Genomic DNA, 15,868 nt, shown 5'->3' with positions numbered 1-15,868 from the left:
GAATCGGGGGCGTTGCGACGCAGGAGGAAGGTCCGCGAGTTCCACGAGAGGGGGCGGGTCGTGAGTACCGCCAGCGTGACCGAGGTCGCCGGGATCGGGGTGACCTGCCGCGGGCTGGTCTACATCTACCGGCTGGAGGGCTACGACGTCGTCGCGCTGTCCGGGGTGGACCTGGACATCGAGCCCGGCGAGTCGGTGGCGCTGCTCGGTCCGTCCGGCGCCGGCAAGTCGACGCTGCTGTCGCTGCTGGCGGGGCTGCTCACCCCGGCCGCCGGCCGGCTGACCGTCGGCGAACACGACCTGGCGCGCGCCGGTGCGGCCGAGCTGTCGTACCTGCGGTCCACCGACGTCGGCGTGATGCTGCAGGGCGCGATGCGCAACCTGCTGCCGTACGTGTCGGCCGCCGAGAACGTGCGGTTCGCGCAGTCCGGTGTGCCGAAGGCGCGGCGGACCGGGCTCGCCGGGCCGCGCGAACTGCTGGACATGGTCGGCCTCGCCGACCAGGCGCACACCAGACCGCCGGATCTGGCGCCGGGTGCCCGGCAACGGCTGGCGATCGCCACCGCGCTGGCCAACGGCGCCGGGCTGCTGCTCGCCGACGAGCCGACCAGCCAGCTCGACACCGCCGCCCGGGACGAGGTGCTCGAGGTGCTGTCGGCCGTCAACCGGGCCGGCCGCACGGTCGTGGTGGTCACCCACGACCCGGACGTCGGCGGCAGCATGGGCCGCACCGTGACGATCCGGGACGGCCGGGTCGGCGCGGAGGGCCGCCGCGGCGAGGAGTACTCGGTGGTCGGCCGGGACGGCTCGGTGCACCTGCCGCCGGACGTGCTCGACGAGATCGTGCCGGGCACGCTGCTGCGGGTGGAGCTGATCGACGGTACGGCGGTCCGGCTCACCCCGGCGCAGGACGCATCCCGAGAGGAGCCGCGGTGAAACCCCTCGACACCGACCGCACCACCGGCGAACCCGCCGACCGCACCGATGCCGACCCCGCCGCCGGGGTCGACGGCCACCGCACCGGACGCACCGCCGACGCCGCGGAAACGGGGGGCGACGTCGGCGACCGGCCGTCCGGTGCGGTGGCCGGCGCCGATCCGATGGCCCGGTTCGACCCGGGCCCGCGCTACCACGCCGAGCTGGGCGGTTACCGGGACGAGGCCATCGTCGACTTCGGCGGCGAGGCGCCGACGGTGTCCGGCTCCGACACCCCGGATCCCGGCGCCGGTTCGCGCGCCGGCGACACCGAGGGCATCGGCGCCGGTCCGCGGGCCGGTGGAACCGGGCGGAGCGGCGACCGGTCGCCCGGGCCGTCCGCGGCGGCCGAGGGCGATGCCGCCGACACGGACGGGTCCGCCGGCAGCCGGGCCGGTCAGGTGGTCCGCGTCGACGACATCACGATCAGCTACGGCGGGCACCCCGTCCTCGCCGACGTGTCGGTGCGGGCGATGCCCGGTCAGTTGCTCGCGGTCACCGGGCCGTCCGGAGCCGGCAAGACCACGCTGCTGTGGACGATCGCCGGCCTGGTCGCCCCGGACACCGGCGCGGTCCGGCTGGACGAGCAGCAGGTACGCGACCGGGACCAGACCCTCGCCGCCGGCGTGGCGCTGATCCCGCAGGACAACGGCCTCGCCGCGATCCTCACCGCGCAGGAGAACGTGCTGGTACCGCTGCTCGCCACCGGGGTGCCCGCGGACGAGGCGGTGGCCCGTACCGAGCGGACGCTGGCGGCGGTCGGGCTCGGTGGGCAGGCCGACCAGCTGGTCGAGGAGCTGTCCGGTGGCCAGCAGCAGCGGGTCGCGATCGCCCGCGGCCTGGCCGCGAACGCCCGGGTACTGCTGGCCGACGAGGTGACGAGCGAACTGGACGCGCAGAACCGGCAGCGGGTGGTGGAGCTGCTGCGCGAGCAGGCGTGGCAGGGCGCCACCGTCGTGTTCGCCACCCACGACCCGGACGCCGCCGCGGCCTGCGACGCCGAGCTGCACCTGCGGGACGGCAAGGGCGAGCTGATCCGTGGCGGTGACTGACCGGCCGGCCACAATTCGGTGATCGCTGCCGGTGGCTGCGGGCCGCGCCGGTCGTTGGACACTGACGTGGGCGGGACCCGGTGGTGGCGGCAGTGCCGGGTGTCGGGCGTGTCACCCGACGACCGGACGACACTCGGCACGGCCGGTTGGGTCGGGATGTCGGTGCCGGTACCCTCGCCTTCGCGTATCACCGTGCCGACGGGGGCGGGCAGAGATCATACGGAGAGGGCATGACCGAGACCGAAGCTGGGCGTAACGCGGGATCGCATGCGGCGGGACCGCGCGGGGGGAAGCCGGCGCACGCCGCGGACGATCCGGACCGACGAATGAACGGATCGGCCGCGACCGCGGTCGCCGACCTGCCGGTGCTTTCGGACAACGACTCGACCACGATCATTCCGCGCATCCCGGCCGACGGTCTGCCGCCGGCCGCCGTCGCGCCGGTACCGGCACCGCGGCCGGGTCGTTCGCACGTGACGACGGAGCCGGCGGTGGTTCCGGTGGCGGCCGCCGAGGCGACGGGGGAGCGGCCGGCGCGACTGCGCGGTACCACGGCGGTCGCCGGCGACGTGGTGGAGAAGATCGCGGCGTTCGCCGCCGAGCAGGTCGACGGGGTGTACGACCTGGGCGGCGACGTGGCCCGGGCGATCTCGACGGTGCGCGAGTCGCTCGCGATCGGCGAGGGCACCTCCCGGCGCGGCGTGCACGTGGAGCTGACCGAGCAGCAGCTGCGCATCACGCTGACCCTGGTCGTCCAGTTCGGCCACCCGGCGATGCAGGTCGCCGAGCAGGTCCGGGAGAACGTGATCGCGGCGGTGGAGACGATGATGGCCACCGACGTCGGCGAGTGCAACGTGATCATCGACGACATCCACGTCGAGGACTGAGGGGCGGGCCCATGTCGGTACTGGTGGCGTTCTCGGTGGCGCCGAGCGGGGTGGACGGCTCGGTCGCCGAGTACGTGGCGGAGGCGGTCCGGATCGTCCGCGAGTCCGGGCTGCCCAACCGCACCGACTCGATGTTCACCACGATCGAGGGCGAGTCGTGGGACGAGGTGATGGACGTGGTCCGGCGGGCCACCGAGGCCGTCCAGGCCCGCTCGTCGCGGGTCTCGCTGGTGCTCAAGGCGGACATCCGGGACGGTGTCAGCAACGCGATCGAGACGAAGGTGCAGCGGGTCGAGGAGCGCCTCGCCGGCCAGTGACCGCCGCTGGCTACGGTGGGGCGGTGGGCAAAGAGCTGAACCTGCCGTTCGACCCGATCGAACGGGCCGGCGCGCGGTGGGAGACCGAGTTCGGTCCGAGCGGCCCGATGATGGTGGCCACCTCGATCATGCGGGTGCAGCAGTTGCTGCTCGCCTCGTTCGATGCGTTGCTGAAGCGCTACGAGCTGACCTTCGCCCGGTACGAGGCGCTCGTGCTGCTGTCCTTCGCCCGGCACGGTGAGCTGCCGATGCGGGTGATCGGCGAGCGGCTGATGGTGCATCCGACCAGCGCGACGAACATCGTCGACCGGTTGGTCGGGCAGGGCTTGGTGACCCGTCGGCGCAACCCGACCGACGGCCGGGGCGTGCTGGCCGCGATCTCCGCGACCGGTCGCCGGGTGGCCGCGGAGGCCACCGACGAGCTGATGGCGGCCGGCTTCGGCTTGGATGCGCTGGCCGAGAACGAGCGCGACGCGGTGTTCGCGGCGCTGCGCCGGGTGCGGCTCGCCGCCGGCGACTTCGTCGCCGATCACCCCTGACCGGCCGGGCCGCCACCGTGATCCCGGTGCGGAGCACGCCTCTCGCTGCCGGCTCGGCCCCACCGGTTCGGCCCCACCGGTTCGGCCCCACCGGTTCGGCCCCACCGGCGGTTCGGCCCCGCCGGCTCAGCCGGCGAGCAGCGCGTCGATGCGCTCCCGGACCAGGTGGCGGGCGAGCCCGCCGCGGCGCAGCCGGGCGAGCGGGCCGAGCCGCGCGGGCGTCTCGTAGCGGCGGCGGCGGATGTCGTCGCACAGCGGCGCCGGCGCGCCGGTGGCGGACAGCAGCCGCAGCGCCTCGCCCTTGCTGATCAGCCGCCCCTGCGTCAACGTGACGCCCGCCCGGGCCACGGTGAGCGGACCGAGGTCGACCCACACGTCGCGCAGCCACCAGGTGGGGTGCCGCGTCGCCGGCCGCCAGAACTCCGCCAGGTCGGTACGGACGAACGCGGCCAGCTGCGCGTCGGTGACGTCCGGGATCAGCTCGACCGGCTCCGGGCCGTACAGGGTGTGGCCGCCGACGGCGAGCTCGCGCCGGGTCACCGGTGTCACCGGCCGTTCCAACAGGTGCCGGTGCGCCCAGGTCAGGTGGCGTCGGCCGGGGTCGGTCAGCTGGTCGCGGCGCAGGTACGAGCAGTGCAGCTTGTCGGCGAACGGCTCGGCATCGAGGCGCCGGTGCAACCGGCCGATCCGGTCGCGGTCCGGTGCGGAGTCCACGACGGCGAGCAGGTCGAGGTCGGAGCGGCCGGGCTGGTGGTCGCCGAGCGCGAGCGAGCCGTGCGCCCACACGGCGACCGGCCCGACCGCCTCCCGCAGGTCGGTGACGAACCGGTCCAGCAGCGGTTGTACCGGCGAGGTCGACACACCAGCAGCATGGCACGCATCCGCGACCCGCCCGGTGGGCCGGCACGATGCCGTGGCCGGCGCACCGTACTGTCTGGTGCGTGTGGCGTCGCCCTCTGGTACGGCTGCCCCGCCGGGAACGACCGCCGCTGGTCGAGGTGGGGCTACGGGTGCTGCTCGCCCTGGCGCTGCTGTTCGCCTCGGCCGTCGTGGTCTACCTGGACCGCGACGGCTACCACGACTCGGCCGGCGGCCCGCTGAGCTTCCTGGACGCGCTGTACTACGCGACGGTCAGCCTGACCACCACCGGGTACGGCGACATCGTGCCGTTCACCTCCGGGGCCCGGTTGCTCACCATCCTGCTCATCACCCCGCTGCGGGTCCTGTTCCTCGTCATCCTGGTCAGTACCACCCTCGCGGTGCTGACCGAGCGGGGACGCGAGCAGCTGCGGGTTTCGCGTTGGAGGTCGTCGGTGCGCAGACACACCATCATCTGCGGGTTCGGTACCAAGGGCCGGGCGGCGGCGCGGGCCCTGATCGCCGACGGCACCAACCCGCGGCGCATCGTGGTGGTCGATCCGCGGCAGGAGGCGGTGCTGGCGGCCGAGGCGATGGGCCTCGCGGTGGTCCAGGCGGACGCGGAGCGGACCGAGACGCTGCACCAGGCCGAGCTGAAGTCGGCGGCATCGGTGCTGGTCACCGTACACAACGACAACAACGCTGCGATGATCACGCTGACCGTCCGGCAGATCAACCCGACCATCGACGTGTTCGCCTCGGTCCGCGAGCAGGAGAACGTTCCGCTGCTGCGGCAGAGCGGTGCCCGTACCGTGGTCACCTCGTCGGAGACGGCGGGCCGGCTGGTCGGGCTGTCGGCGTGCAAGCCGTCGGTGGCGACGATCGCGCAGGACCTGTTCTCCTACGGGCACGGCCTGGACCTCAAGCAGCGCCCGGTGACGCCGGACGAGGTGGGCCGGCGTGCGGCCGAGCTGCCCGAGGTGGTGCTCGCGGTGGTGCCCGCCGGCTCGGACGCGCCGGTACCGCTGCCGGCCGCGAGCGCGCCGCTGGCGGCCGGTGACGCCCTGGTCTTCGTCCGCTTCCCGGACGACTGACCCCACCCCCACCCAGACCCGCCCGCGCGCCCCGTCCGGCCCCCGGCCCCACCCCGCCCGGTTGATCAAGGGACCGTGGGGTTGATCAAGGGATCGCGCGGTTGATCAAGGGATCGGGGCGCATTCCTCTCGGTCGATGTGACCGCATCCCTTGATCAACCGCCGTGGGCGGTGGGTGGTGGGCGGATAGTTGGGCGTCCTAGTATCGTGTGGCTGAGGGATCGTTAAGGACGCGAGGAGTGCTGATGGATTCGGCCGACATCGAGGCGGGCCGCGAGCGCTGGCAGCGGCGGTACGACGCGGCGCGCAGGCGCGACGCCGACTTCAGCACGCTGTCCGGCGACGACGTCGACCCGGTGTACGGCCCGCCGCCCGGCGCGGACGTGCCCGGTTTCGAGCGCATCGGCTGGCCGGGCGAGTTCCCGTACACCCGGGGGCTGCACGCCACCGGCTACCGCGGGCGCACCTGGACGATCCGGCAGTTCTCCGGGTTCGGCAACGCCCAGCAGACCAACCAGCGGTACAAGATGCTGCTCGGGGCCGGTGGTGGCGGGCTCAGCGTGGCGTTCGACATGCCGACGCTGATGGGCCGGGACTCCGACGACGAGCGCTCGCTCGGCGAGGTCGGCCACTGCGGGGTGGCGATCGACTCGGCGGCCGACATGGACGTGCTGTTCGACGGCATCCCGCTGGCCGACGTGACCACCTCGATGACGATCTCCGGTCCGGCGGTGCCGGTCTTCTGCATGTACCTGGTCGCCGCCGAGCGGCAGGGCGCCGATCTGTCCACACTGGACGGCACGCTGCAGACCGACATCTTCAAGGAGTACATCGCGCAGAAGGAGTGGCTGTTCGCGCCCGAGCCACACCTGCGCCTGATCGGCGACCTGATGGAGTACTGCAACGCGCAGATCCCGCGGTACAAGCCGCTGTCGGTGTCGGGGTACCACATCCGGGAGGCCGGCTCGACCGCCGCGCAGGAGCTCGCGTTCACGCTGGCGGACGGGTTCGGCTACGTCGAGCTGGGGCTGTCCCGGGGGATGGACGTGAACACGTTCGCGCCGGGGCTGTCGTTCTTCTTCGACTCGCACGTCGACTTCTTCGAGGAGATCGCGAAGTTCCGCGCCGCGCGGCGGATCTGGGCCCGGTGGCTGCGCGACCGGTACGGTGCGACCAGCGAGAAGGCGCAGTGGCTGCGGTTCCACACGCAGACCGCCGGGGTCTCGCTGACCGCGCAGCAGCCGTACAACAACGTGGTGCGCACGGCGGTGGAGGCGCTCGCCGCGGTACTCGGTGGCACGAACTCGCTGCACACCAACGCGCTGGACGAGACGCTGGCACTGCCCACCGAGCAGGCCGCCGAGATCGCGCTGCGGACCCAGTCGGTGCTGATGGAGGAGACCGGCGTCACCAACGTGGCAGACCCGCTCGGTGGCTCCTGGTACGTGGAGGCGCTGACCGACCGGATCGAGCAGCAGGCCGAGCAGATCTTCGCCCGGATCCTCGCCATGGGCGGCGGCGACTCCGTCGAGCACGCCATCGGGCCGATGACCTCCGGCATCCTGCGCGGGATCGAGGACGGCTGGTTCACCGGCGAGATCGCCGATTCCGCGTTCGCCTACCAGCAGGCGCTGGAGAAGGGCGACAAGCGCATCGTCGGCGTCAACACCCAGCTCAACACCGTCAGCCGCGAGCTGGACATCCTGCGCGTGTCGCACGAGGTCGAGGTGGAGCAGAAGGCGCTGCTGGCCCGGCGCAGGGAGGATCGCGACGAGCCGGCGGTACGGGCGGCGCTGGCCGAGCTGGTCGCGGTCGCCGGCGGCGACGGCAACATGATCCCGGCGATGCTGACCGCCTGCCGGGCCGAGGCGACCCTGGGTGAGATCTGCTCCGCGCTGCGCGACACCTGGGGCGCCTACACCGAGCCGGCCCGCTTCTGACCGACGGATGGGCCGGCCCGGCCGGGCCGGTCAGCGGCCCACACCGAGCGAGGCGGTGGTGGCGTTGCCGCCGCACAGCACCAGGCCGATCCGGGCCTGCGGGCCGACCCGGTCGAGGACGCGCCGGGCGGCCGGCAGCAGGCACCCGGCGGCGGGCTCGGTCCAGACCTTGGCGTGGTCGGCGATGTCCAGGGTGCCGCGTACCGCCTCGGCGTCGGACACCACGACCACGTCGGTAACCAGCTCGGCGACGTGGTCGTAGGTCAGCTGTGACACGCGGGGTGCGCTCAGCGTGGTCACCACCGACGACAGCTCGACGTCGACCGGACCGCCGGCTGCCAGTGCGGCGGACATCGCCTGCGCCCCTTCGGTTTCCACGCCCCAGACCCGTACCCCGGGGCGGCGGGCGTGCAGCGCCGCCGCGATGCCGGCGATCAGGCCACCGCCACCGATGCTGACCAGTACGTCGGTGAGCTCGCCGGCGTCGTCGGCCAGTTCCAGGCCGGCGGTGCCCTGGCCGGCGAGCACCGCCGGATCGTCGAACGGGTGCACGGCGACCAGCCCGTCCGCGCGCAACGCCGCGCTGAGCGCGAACGCGCCGGGCATGTCGTCGGTGATCCGTACCGTGGCGCCGGCATCGGCGGCGGCCTGGCGGGCGTGCTCGGGTGCCGAGCGCGGCATCACGATCGTCGCCTTGACGCCGAGCTCGCCGGCCATCACGGCCACGGCGATCCCGTGGTTGCCGCCGCTGACCGCGACGACGCCGGCGCCCCGGTCCGCGTCGCCGAGCTGCAGCAGCGTGTTGGTCGCGCCGCGCACCTTGAACGATCCGGTGCGCTGCAGCACCTCCAGCTTCGCCGTGACCGGGACGCCGAGCAGCGCGGACAGGCCGGGGGAGGCCACCGTCGGGGTGCGCAGCACGTACGGTGCGATCCGGCTCGCGGCCGCCTGGATCTCGGTCAGTGCGATCATGCCCCCACCGTCTCACGCCGCCGGGTTCGGTGCCGCCGGCCGGGCGATCGGCCGGTCCGCGCGGCGCCGCGGCGTCCGGCGCGTGCCAGCACCCGTCACCGCGGCGTCCGGCGCGTGCCAGCACCCGTCACCGCGGCGTCCGGCGCGTGGCCGCACCCGTGCGGCGGGGGCGTCAGATCCAGCCGCGGCGAGCGGCCTGGACGCCGGCCTGGAACCGGTTGGTGGCGTCGAGCCGCTGGTGCAGCCGCTGTACCCGGCGCCGCATGGTGCGCAGCGACCAGCCCAGCTGGCGCGCCACCGCCTCGTCCTTCAACCCGCTGACCAGCATCGCGAGCAGTCCCCGGTCGTCCGGGTCGGTGTCCTCGCCGGCACTGCGCGCGACCGCCTCGGCGGCCGCGCCGTCACCCGGCCCGGCGTCGTGGCCGGCCCGGTCGGCGAGCACGGTCGACAGCGGTACGGCACGGCGCCAGTACGCCTCGAACAGGTCGACGACGCCGTCGAGCAGCGTGGAACGGTGCACCACCACGGCGGACCTCGGTGAAGTCCAGGCTCAGCGGCAGCAACGCGCGGCGCCGGTCGGCGATGGTCATCTTCAGCAGCAGTCCGCGACCATGCCGCGCCCGGCCCGCGGCCCGGTCGACGCCGACGCCGACGGCTGGCCGGGCGACGACGCGCTGCTGGTGTCGCAGGAGAACGGTGGCCTCTACACCACCGCCGACCACGGCGAGCACTACCGGCGGATCGGCGTACCCGGGGCCGAGGTCGCCGACCTCGCGGTGGCCACGGACGCGGACGGCGCGGCGCACCTGCTCGCCGGCGCGCCGGGTGCCGGCACCTACAGCACGCCGCTGCCGACCGGGCGGATCGACGCCGGTACCGCGGAGTGGGGTCCGGCGAAGGAGGGCTGCAACTACTCGGCGCCGCACTACGGGGTGTCACCGAAGCGGCCCGGCCTGGCCGTCACGTCGCTCGGGTTCCCGGCGGTGGACAGCTACGAGCTGCAGACCAGCACCGACGGCGGGCGTACCTGGACCCGCGCGGACCGCACCAACGGCGTCGCGTACGCGGTGCTGGCCAGCCCGGCGGACCGGACCGGGTGGTGGTGTCGATGAAGAGCTACGCCCACGGGTACGGGCTGCGGGGCACCGCCGACGGCGGCGCGACCTGGAAGAACCTGTACCACCCGCGAGCGTACACCGCGATCGCCGGCGACCCGCGCGACGCAGACCGGCTCTGGCTCGGCGCCGCGGACGGGCTGTACCGCTCCGGCGACGGCGGTGTGACCGCGGTCAAGGTGGCTGGCGGCCCGGACGGCTCGATCCTGGTGACCGGGTCACGCATCGTGGTCGGCGGCTCGACCATCCGGGTCAGTACCGACGGCGGCAGGCACTTCGCCACCGCGGACAGCGGCGGGTTGCCGATGCGGGTCAGCGACCTGTACGCGCCGCCCGGCGCCGGGCACACCCTGTACGCGGCGACCACCTCGTCCGCCGCGAACGGGCTGCCGCAGGGCGCTCGGGGCGTACTGCGCAGCACGGACAACGGTCGCACCTGGCACAACGTGTCCAGCGGCCTGCGCAGTACCGCGGGGACCAGCCTCGCCGGCAGCCCGGACGGCCGGTGGCTGTTCGCCGGCACCGCCGACGGCGGCGTGCACCGGCTCCGGCTGCGCGGCTGAGTCACCGGTGCGGCCGGCCGGTTCGTCCGATCGGCCGCACTCGCGGCCCGGACCGACCGTGCGCCCACCCGGCGTACGGTCGATCCGGGCTCTGGCGTGCCGTTGTTACGCTGAGCGGCGGCTCGACCGGGTGGTGCGTGCGCGAAGGGAAGCTCATGGGGTTGATCGACAAGATCAAGGGCGAGTTCATCGACATCGTCGAGTGGCTCGACCAGACGCGCGACACGATCGTGTGGCGCTTCCCGCGGTACGACAACGAGATCAAGATGGGCGCGAAGCTCGTCGTGCGCGAGTCGCAGGTCGCGGTGTTCGTCAACGAGGGCCGCATCGCCGACGCGTACGGGCCGGGCACCTACGAGCTGCAGACCCAGAACATGCCGATCCTGTCCACCCTCAAGGGCTGGAAGTACGGCTTCCACTCGCCGTTCAAGGCCGAGGTCTACTTCGTCAACACCCGGCAGTTCACCGACCTGAAGTGGGGCACCCAGAACCCGGTCATGGTGCGCGACCCGGAGTTCGGCATGGTGCGGCTGCGCGCCTTCGGCGCCTACTCGATGCGGGTGGTCGAGCCACGCCGGCTGCTGACCGAGCTGGTCGGCACCGACCCGCAGTTCCGCACCGAGGAGGTGTCGGAATACCTGCGCCAGATGCTGGTCGGCCGGCTGTCCGGCGCGCTGGCCAAGGCCGAGGTGCCGATGCTGGATCTCGCCGCACACCAGCAGGACATCGGCGACCGGCTGGCCGGCGCGCTCAGCCAGGAGCTCGCCGAGGTCGGCATCGCCATCCCGAAGTTCATCATCGAAAACATCTCGGTGCCGCCCGAGGTGGAGAAGGCGATGGACAAGCGCACCGAGATGGGCGTGGTCGGCGATCTGGACAGGTACACCAAGTACCAGACGGCGAACGCGATCGCCGAGGCCGCCGGGACCCCGGGCAGCGGCATGGGGGAGGGCCTCGGCCTGGGCATGGGCGTCGCCGCCGGCCAGCGCTTCGCGCAGAACATCAACCCGCAGCAGGGCTACCCGCAGCAGCAGTACCCGCCGGCCGCCGCGCCGGGCTACCCGCCGCAGGGTGCGCCCCAGCAGGGTTACCAGCAGCCGCCGGCCCAGGCCGGCCCGCCGCCGCTGCCGCCGCAGCCGCAGTGGTACATCGCGGTCAACGGCGCCCAGCAGGGCCCGTTCGACGCCGCCGGCCTGTCCGGTCAGGTGTCGACCGGCGCGCTCACCCGCGACACCCTGGTGTGGCGCAACGGGATGGCGCAGTGGACCGCCGCCAGCCAGGTCGGTGAGCTGGCCACCCTCTTCGGCGCGATCCCGCCGCCGCTGCCGCCGCAGTCCTGACCGCGCGCCGGCCCCGTCCCGGCGCGCACCCCGTCGACCGTCCGTTCGAGTAGGGCCCCTTTCATGACCGAGCAAGCCACCTCGACGCCGCACGCCTTCCCCTGCGCCTCGTGCGGTGCGCGGGTCGAGTTCGCCCCGGGCACCAACACGCTGCGCTGCCCGTACTGCGGGCACGAGCAGGCGATCCCGCTCGCCCAGCGGCAGGTGCTGGAGCACCACATCGAGGAGCTCGCCACGCTGCCGCGCAAGCCGGTCGCGCGGCTCGCCCCCCAGCAGTACGCCTGCCGCAAGTGCGGCGCCCGCACCCAGGGCACCACCCTGTCGCAGTCGTGCCAGTTCTGCGGCGCACCGATGGTGGCCGACCTGACGGGCGGCGAGCAGGTCGTGCCGGAGGCGGTGCTGCCGTTCCAGCTGGACGAGAAGGCGGCCCGGGGCGCGCTGCGCAAGTGGACCTCGTCCCGCTGGTTCGCGCCGAGCGCGCTGAAGAAGGTCGCCACCGCCGAGTCGACCAAGGGCACCTACCTGCCGCACTGGACCTACGACGCGCACACCGCCTCGCGCTACACCGGCGCCCGCGGCGAGCACTACTACACCACCGAGACCTACACCGACTCCAACGGCAACCAGCAGACCCGCCAGGTCCGGCACACCCGGTGGTACCCGGCGTCCGGTGAGGTGCGGCGGTTCTTCGACGACGTGCTCGTGGTCGGCACCCGGCAGCTCGACGCGTCCCGCACCGAGAAGCTGGAGCCGTGGCCGCTGCAGCAGTCGGTGCCCTACCAGCCGGCGTTCCTGGCCGGCTACCAGACGTTGCGCTACGACGTCGAGCCGGAGCAGGGGCTGGAGGTCGCCAAGGGCAAGATGGCCGTGGTCATCAAGGGCGACATCCGCCGCGACATCGGCGGCGACGTGCAGCGCATCGACTGGTTCGACACTCAGTACGCGCAGCTGATGTACAAGCTGATGCTGCTGCCGGTGTGGCTCGCGAACTACGTCTACGGCGGCAAGACCTACCACGTGATGATCAACGCGCGCAGCGGCGAGGTGCACGGCGAGCGGCCGTACAGCGCGGCCAAGATCGCCGCCGCGATCACCGCCGGCGTCCTGCTCATCGCCGCCATCATCACCCTGATCGTCCTGTCCCAGCACTGATCTCCGACCGGTCGTCGCGCGGTCGGCTAGCGCGGCTCGCGGACCAGCAGGCCGGTGAGGCGGACGTAGTAGGTGCGGACGACGGGGTCGCCGTCGATGTCGTCGATGGGCACCACCCGCAGGTAGGCCGCGCCCGCGACCAGCGCCGGAGTGGTCGACACGACCATCGCCCAGAACGAGCCGAGCCCGTGTACCCCGGCCGCCGGGCTGATCCACACCTCCGACCCCGCCCGAGGCGCCTGCGCAGTGCGGTGAAACAGATGACGAGCCATCAGTGGTGCTCCATTCGCGTATCGGGCGTTGATCGGCGCCCGTGATCGATGCGGATCGTCGTGATACTAAACCCTACTGATTCCTACTGTCACCAGGTGAACCCTGGTACACACCATCTTCGCTGGGCTTACCGGGGTGGGCACGATTGCGGCGTGAGCATCGATCCTGGGAAGCCGGAGTACGTGTGGCGGCAGGTGGCGGACGTGATCGCCGCCCGGATCGCTGCCGGCGGCTACTCCGGCCGGCTGCCGAGCGAGGGAGACCTGGCGCGGGATCTCGGGGTCGGCAAGAACACCGTCCGGCGCGCGCTGGTCGACCTGCGCGAGCGGGGTCTGGTGGTCACGTTGCCGCAGCGCGGCACCTTCGTCGCGACGCCGGTCCGGCGAGACGGCGAATAGCGAATTCCCCCGTCGCCGCGGGCGTGGCGGAGCATCACGGGGGCGGACGTTTTCGGCAATATGTGCGTACCGCGTGAACGGTCCGCTACCTCCGGCGCCGGGCGGCGGCTACGCGCATCCAGGTGGAAGACTAGGTGGCATGAGTCAGCTCGACCCCCGTTCGATTCCGTCGTCGTTCACCCGTGGAGCGGTGGACCTCGGCGCGTTGCGGCCGCCCGCGGCCAGCCCGTCCGCGCCGGCACAGCCGGCCCCGCCCACCGACTCCGCAGGCCCCGCGGCAGGGGCGCCGCCGTCCGGCGTGTCCGTCGCCGTCGACGAGTCCAACTTCCAGGCCGAGGTGCTGGAGCGCAGCCTCCAGGTCCCGGTCGTGGTCGACTTCTGGGCGGAGTGGTGCGGGCCGTGCAAGCAGCTGTCCCCGCTGCTGGAGAAGCTCGCCGCGGAGGCGGGCGGCAGCTGGGTGCTCGCCACCGTCGACGTGGACGCCAACCCGCGGCTCGCCCAGGCGTTCCGGGTGCAGTCCATCCCCACCGTCTACGCGATCGTCGGCGGCCAGCCGGTCGACGGGTTCACCGGCGGCATCGGTGAGCAGCAGCTGCGGCAGTGGATCGACGCGGTGCGCGCCGCCGGCGGTGCCGCCCCGGCCGAGTCGGAGGTCGACCCCCGCATCATCGACGCCGACGACAACCTGGCCGCCGGCGACCTGGACGGCGCCGAGGAGCTGTTCTCCCAGGTGCTGTCCGAGCGGCCGAACGACCCGCTGGCCACCTCCGGGATGGCCCAGGTGGCGCTGATGCGCCGGGTGCAGACGGTCGACTCGCGGCGGGTGCTGGCCGAGGCGCAGGAGCGCCCGGACGACGCCGACGCGCAGCGGCTCGCGGCCGACGTCGAGGTGATGAACGGCCGCGCCGAGGAGGCGTACCAGCGGCTGGTCGACACGGTGCGCCGGCTGCGCGGCCCGGAGCGCGACGCGGTGCGCAAGCACCTGCTCGGCCTGTTCGACGTGGCCGGACCGGACGACCCGGCGGTCGCCGCGGCCCGCCGTGACCTGGCGTCGGCGTTGTTCTAGGAGATGGCGGGCGAGCGGGGGCCAAGCCGGTCACGGTGCTGGATGCGCCGTCCAACCTGGGGTTGACGCCCCCGACGGCGGGCGCGGTCCCCGGGTGTGCCAAGGCACCCGGCGCGCTGCGTGACCACGACCTGCTCGCCCGGCTCGACGCGCACGACGCCGGGTGCGTCGTGCCGCCGCGCTACGACCCCGGCGACTGGGCCCCCGGCGACGGGGTGAACCAGGCCGACCAGGTCGCCGACTACGCGGTGAGGCTGGCCGAGCGGCTGGCCACGCTGCTCGCCGGCGACGCGTTCCCGGTGGTGCTGGGCGGTGACTGCTCGATCCTGCTCGGGTCGGCGCTCGCCCTGCGCCGGCGCGGCGCCGAGGACGGCACCCGGTACGGGCTGGTCTTCATCGACGGGCACACCGACTTTCGGCATCCCGGCAACGCCGACTACGTCGGGGCCGCCGGCGGCGAGGAGCTGGCGCTGGTCACCGGGCGCGGCGACGCGCGATTGACGAACATCGACGGGCTCAAGCCGTACCTGCGGGAGTCCGACATCGTGGTGCTCGGCATCCGCGACGACGACGCGTACCGGATGGACATCACCGCCGCCGGCATCCCGCACCGCACCGTGCCGGTACTGCGGGCGGAGGGGATGCCGCGCACCGCCGCGTGGGCGGCCTCGCTGCTGTCCGACACCGCCGGGTTCTGGGTGCACCTGGACACCGACGTGCTGGACCCGACGGTGCTGCCGGCGGTCGACGCGCCCAGCGACGGCGGCATCGGGTACGGCGAGCTGGAGCACCTGGTGGCCGACCTGGTCGCGGTTCCGGGCTGCCTGGGCATCGAGGTCACCGTGTTCGACCCGGATTACGACCCGGACGGCCGCTTTGCCGGGGAGCTGGTGGACGCGCTGGTGGCCGGGCTGCGGCCGAGGTGGGACCGCCCGGCGGTGCCGGACGGGCCGGCGGAAAGCGAACCGCCAGACCCCGCCGGCCGGTCGGCGCCGATCGCGGCGGGCTCCGGCCCGCGGCACGCGACGATCACGGTGGCGCTCGCCGCGCCGCCCGCGGCCGACACCGAGGGCGCCGTGGCCCGCCGGTCGACCGGATTGGGTTGGCCGCCGGACGACCCGTCCGCGGAGTCCGCAGCCGGCACCTCGTCCCGGCTCGGTTGGCCCGAATAGTCCCGCTGGCGAGGCTCGCCCGGCCGGGCGGCGCATGGGCTGGATCACTGTGCGGCGTCGGTACGTGACCACGCTTGCCCCACGGGGTTGGACAACGCGGCGCCGGTATGTCCGGTGAGCCGTCATCCGCCCGTGTGTAGTCGGGTTGCGTACGC

Annotated in this window: 18 protein-coding genes; 14 read left to right on the top strand and 4 right to left on the bottom strand. The window is 73.4% G+C overall.

The genetic code is table 11. The annotated features are described in order from the left end of the window. Positions 1-60: 60 nt before the first annotated feature. The 5 genes from Asera_RS26830 to Asera_RS26810 all read left to right on the top strand — a co-directional run bounded on the left by Asera_RS26830 (position 61) and on the right by Asera_RS26810 (position 3,770). Positions 61-936 carry an ABC transporter ATP-binding protein gene (locus Asera_RS26830; protein WP_244844038.1) on the top strand — a complete coding sequence of 292 codons (876 nt, stop codon included), beginning with the start codon at positions 61-63 and terminating at the stop codon, positions 934-936. Then, positions 933-2,027 (top strand): ABC transporter ATP-binding protein, encoded by a 1,095-nt coding sequence (locus Asera_RS33820; RefSeq protein ID WP_342344427.1) that lies wholly within the window; start codon positions 933-935, stop codon positions 2,025-2,027. The genes Asera_RS26830 and Asera_RS33820 overlap by 4 nt, the downstream gene beginning before the upstream one ends. A gap of 326 nt (positions 2,028-2,353) precedes the next feature. Continuing rightward, entirely contained in the window at positions 2,354-2,914 is a 561-nt protein-coding gene (locus Asera_RS26820) for an Asp23/Gls24 family envelope stress response protein (protein WP_169745788.1), read from the top strand. A gap of 11 nt (positions 2,915-2,925) precedes the next feature. Then, on the top strand, positions 2,926-3,231 hold the full coding sequence (locus Asera_RS26815; RefSeq protein ID WP_030444423.1) for an MTH1187 family thiamine-binding protein: 306 nt from the start codon (positions 2,926-2,928) through the stop codon (positions 3,229-3,231). Between the two features lie 23 nt (positions 3,232-3,254). Continuing rightward, positions 3,255-3,770, top strand: coding sequence for a MarR family winged helix-turn-helix transcriptional regulator (locus Asera_RS26810; protein WP_030444424.1), 516 nt, complete (start codon positions 3,255-3,257; stop codon positions 3,768-3,770). 126 nt (positions 3,771-3,896) lie between these two features. On the opposite strand, the gene Asera_RS26805 is transcribed toward Asera_RS26810, so the two are convergent. Beyond that, entirely contained in the window at positions 3,897-4,631 is a 735-nt protein-coding gene (locus Asera_RS26805) for a nucleotidyltransferase domain-containing protein (RefSeq protein WP_030444425.1), read from the bottom strand. Between the two features lie 80 nt (positions 4,632-4,711). Between Asera_RS26805 and Asera_RS26800 the strand changes: the two genes are divergently transcribed. Beyond that, positions 4,712-5,722 (top strand): potassium channel family protein, encoded by a 1,011-nt coding sequence (locus Asera_RS26800; protein ID WP_169745789.1) that lies wholly within the window; start codon positions 4,712-4,714, stop codon positions 5,720-5,722. A 245-nt stretch (positions 5,723-5,967) separates the two neighbouring features. Beyond that, on the top strand, positions 5,968-7,662 hold the full coding sequence (gene icmA, locus Asera_RS26795; RefSeq protein ID WP_030444427.1) for a coenzyme B12-dependent isobutyryl-CoA mutase large subunit: 1,695 nt from the start codon (positions 5,968-5,970) through the stop codon (positions 7,660-7,662). Positions 7,663-7,692: 30 nt separating this feature from the next. Here the strand turns inward: icmA and Asera_RS26790 are convergent, their stop codons facing one another. Next, a complete protein-coding gene (locus tag Asera_RS26790; protein WP_030444428.1) occupies positions 7,693-8,634 on the bottom strand; it encodes a pyridoxal-phosphate dependent enzyme in 942 nt (313 codons plus the stop codon). Positions 8,635-8,806: 172 nt separating this feature from the next. After that, positions 8,807-9,157, bottom strand: coding sequence for a helix-turn-helix transcriptional regulator (locus Asera_RS26785; RefSeq protein WP_211255451.1), 351 nt, complete (start codon positions 9,155-9,157; stop codon positions 8,807-8,809). A gap of 88 nt (positions 9,158-9,245) precedes the next feature. Here Asera_RS26785 and Asera_RS26780 point away from each other — a divergent pair, with 88 nt between their 5' ends. The 4 genes from Asera_RS26780 to Asera_RS26765 all read left to right on the top strand — a co-directional run bounded on the left by Asera_RS26780 (position 9,246) and on the right by Asera_RS26765 (position 12,804). Next, positions 9,246-9,746: a beta propeller repeat protein gene (locus Asera_RS26780; protein WP_030444430.1), complete on the top strand. Its 501-nt coding sequence runs from the start codon at positions 9,246-9,248 to the stop codon at positions 9,744-9,746. Further along, positions 9,743-10,312 (top strand): WD40/YVTN/BNR-like repeat-containing protein, encoded by a 570-nt coding sequence (locus tag Asera_RS26775; protein ID WP_157034609.1) that lies wholly within the window; start codon positions 9,743-9,745, stop codon positions 10,310-10,312. The genes Asera_RS26780 and Asera_RS26775 overlap by 4 nt, the downstream gene beginning before the upstream one ends. Before the next feature lie 155 nt (positions 10,313-10,467). Next, on the top strand, positions 10,468-11,652 hold the full coding sequence (locus tag Asera_RS26770; RefSeq protein ID WP_030444432.1) for an SPFH domain-containing protein: 1,185 nt from the start codon (positions 10,468-10,470) through the stop codon (positions 11,650-11,652). A gap of 63 nt (positions 11,653-11,715) precedes the next feature. Further along, the gene (locus tag Asera_RS26765) at positions 11,716-12,804 is read left to right on the top strand and encodes a TFIIB-type zinc ribbon-containing protein (RefSeq protein ID WP_030444433.1); all 1,089 of its coding nucleotides are present in this window, start codon (positions 11,716-11,718) and stop codon (positions 12,802-12,804) included. A gap of 26 nt (positions 12,805-12,830) precedes the next feature. On the opposite strand, the gene Asera_RS26760 is transcribed toward Asera_RS26765, so the two are convergent. Then, positions 12,831-13,022: a hypothetical protein gene (locus Asera_RS26760; protein WP_030444434.1), complete on the bottom strand. Its 192-nt coding sequence runs from the start codon at positions 13,020-13,022 to the stop codon at positions 12,831-12,833. A gap of 207 nt (positions 13,023-13,229) precedes the next feature. On the opposite strand from Asera_RS26760, the gene Asera_RS26755 reads away from it, so the two are divergent. From Asera_RS26755 to Asera_RS26745, 3 genes are all read left to right on the top strand, one after another. After that, on the top strand, positions 13,230-13,475 hold the full coding sequence (locus Asera_RS26755) for a winged helix-turn-helix domain-containing protein (protein WP_030444435.1): 246 nt from the start codon (positions 13,230-13,232) through the stop codon (positions 13,473-13,475). 139 nt (positions 13,476-13,614) lie between these two features. Continuing rightward, on the top strand, positions 13,615-14,541 hold the full coding sequence (locus Asera_RS26750; RefSeq protein WP_030444436.1) for a tetratricopeptide repeat protein: 927 nt from the start codon (positions 13,615-13,617) through the stop codon (positions 14,539-14,541). Positions 14,542-14,576: 35 nt separating this feature from the next. Then, complete coding sequence (locus tag Asera_RS26745) at positions 14,577-15,713, top strand: arginase family protein (RefSeq protein ID WP_212804730.1); 1,137 nt, start codon at positions 14,577-14,579, stop codon at positions 15,711-15,713. Positions 15,714-15,868 lie beyond the last annotated feature (155 nt).

It is taken from the genome of Actinocatenispora sera (genome assembly GCF_018324685.1).
Taxonomy (GTDB): domain Bacteria; phylum Actinomycetota; class Actinomycetes; order Mycobacteriales; family Micromonosporaceae; genus Actinocatenispora; species Actinocatenispora sera.
Note: the sequence above shows the minus strand (reverse complement) of the source record. Positions and strands in the feature narration are given on the sequence as shown.

What these genes read in the sequence shown, in the direction of transcription:
- Asera_RS26770 (WP_030444432.1), top strand. Translation starts at nt 10,468, where the DNA reads ATGGGGTTGATCGACAAGATCAAGGGCGAGTTCATCGACATCGTCGAG.
- Asera_RS26815 (WP_030444423.1), top strand. Translation starts at nt 2,926, where the DNA reads ATGTCGGTACTGGTGGCGTTCTCGGTGGCGCCGAGCGGGGTGGACGGC.
- Asera_RS26780 (WP_030444430.1), top strand. Translation starts at nt 9,246, where the DNA reads ATGCCGCGCCCGGCCCGCGGCCCGGTCGACGCCGACGCCGACGGCTGG.
- Asera_RS26750 (WP_030444436.1), top strand. Translation starts at nt 13,615, where the DNA reads ATGAGTCAGCTCGACCCCCGTTCGATTCCGTCGTCGTTCACCCGTGGA.
- Asera_RS26775 (WP_157034609.1), top strand. Translation starts at nt 9,743, where the DNA reads ATGAAGAGCTACGCCCACGGGTACGGGCTGCGGGGCACCGCCGACGGC.
- icmA (WP_030444427.1), top strand. Translation starts at nt 5,968, where the DNA reads ATGGATTCGGCCGACATCGAGGCGGGCCGCGAGCGCTGGCAGCGGCGG.
- Asera_RS26765 (WP_030444433.1), top strand. Translation starts at nt 11,716, where the DNA reads ATGACCGAGCAAGCCACCTCGACGCCGCACGCCTTCCCCTGCGCCTCG.
- Asera_RS26790 (WP_030444428.1), bottom strand. Translation starts at nt 8,634, where the DNA reads ATGATCGCACTGACCGAGATCCAGGCGGCCGCGAGCCGGATCGCACCG.
- Asera_RS26820 (WP_169745788.1), top strand. Translation starts at nt 2,354, where the DNA reads ATGAACGGATCGGCCGCGACCGCGGTCGCCGACCTGCCGGTGCTTTCG.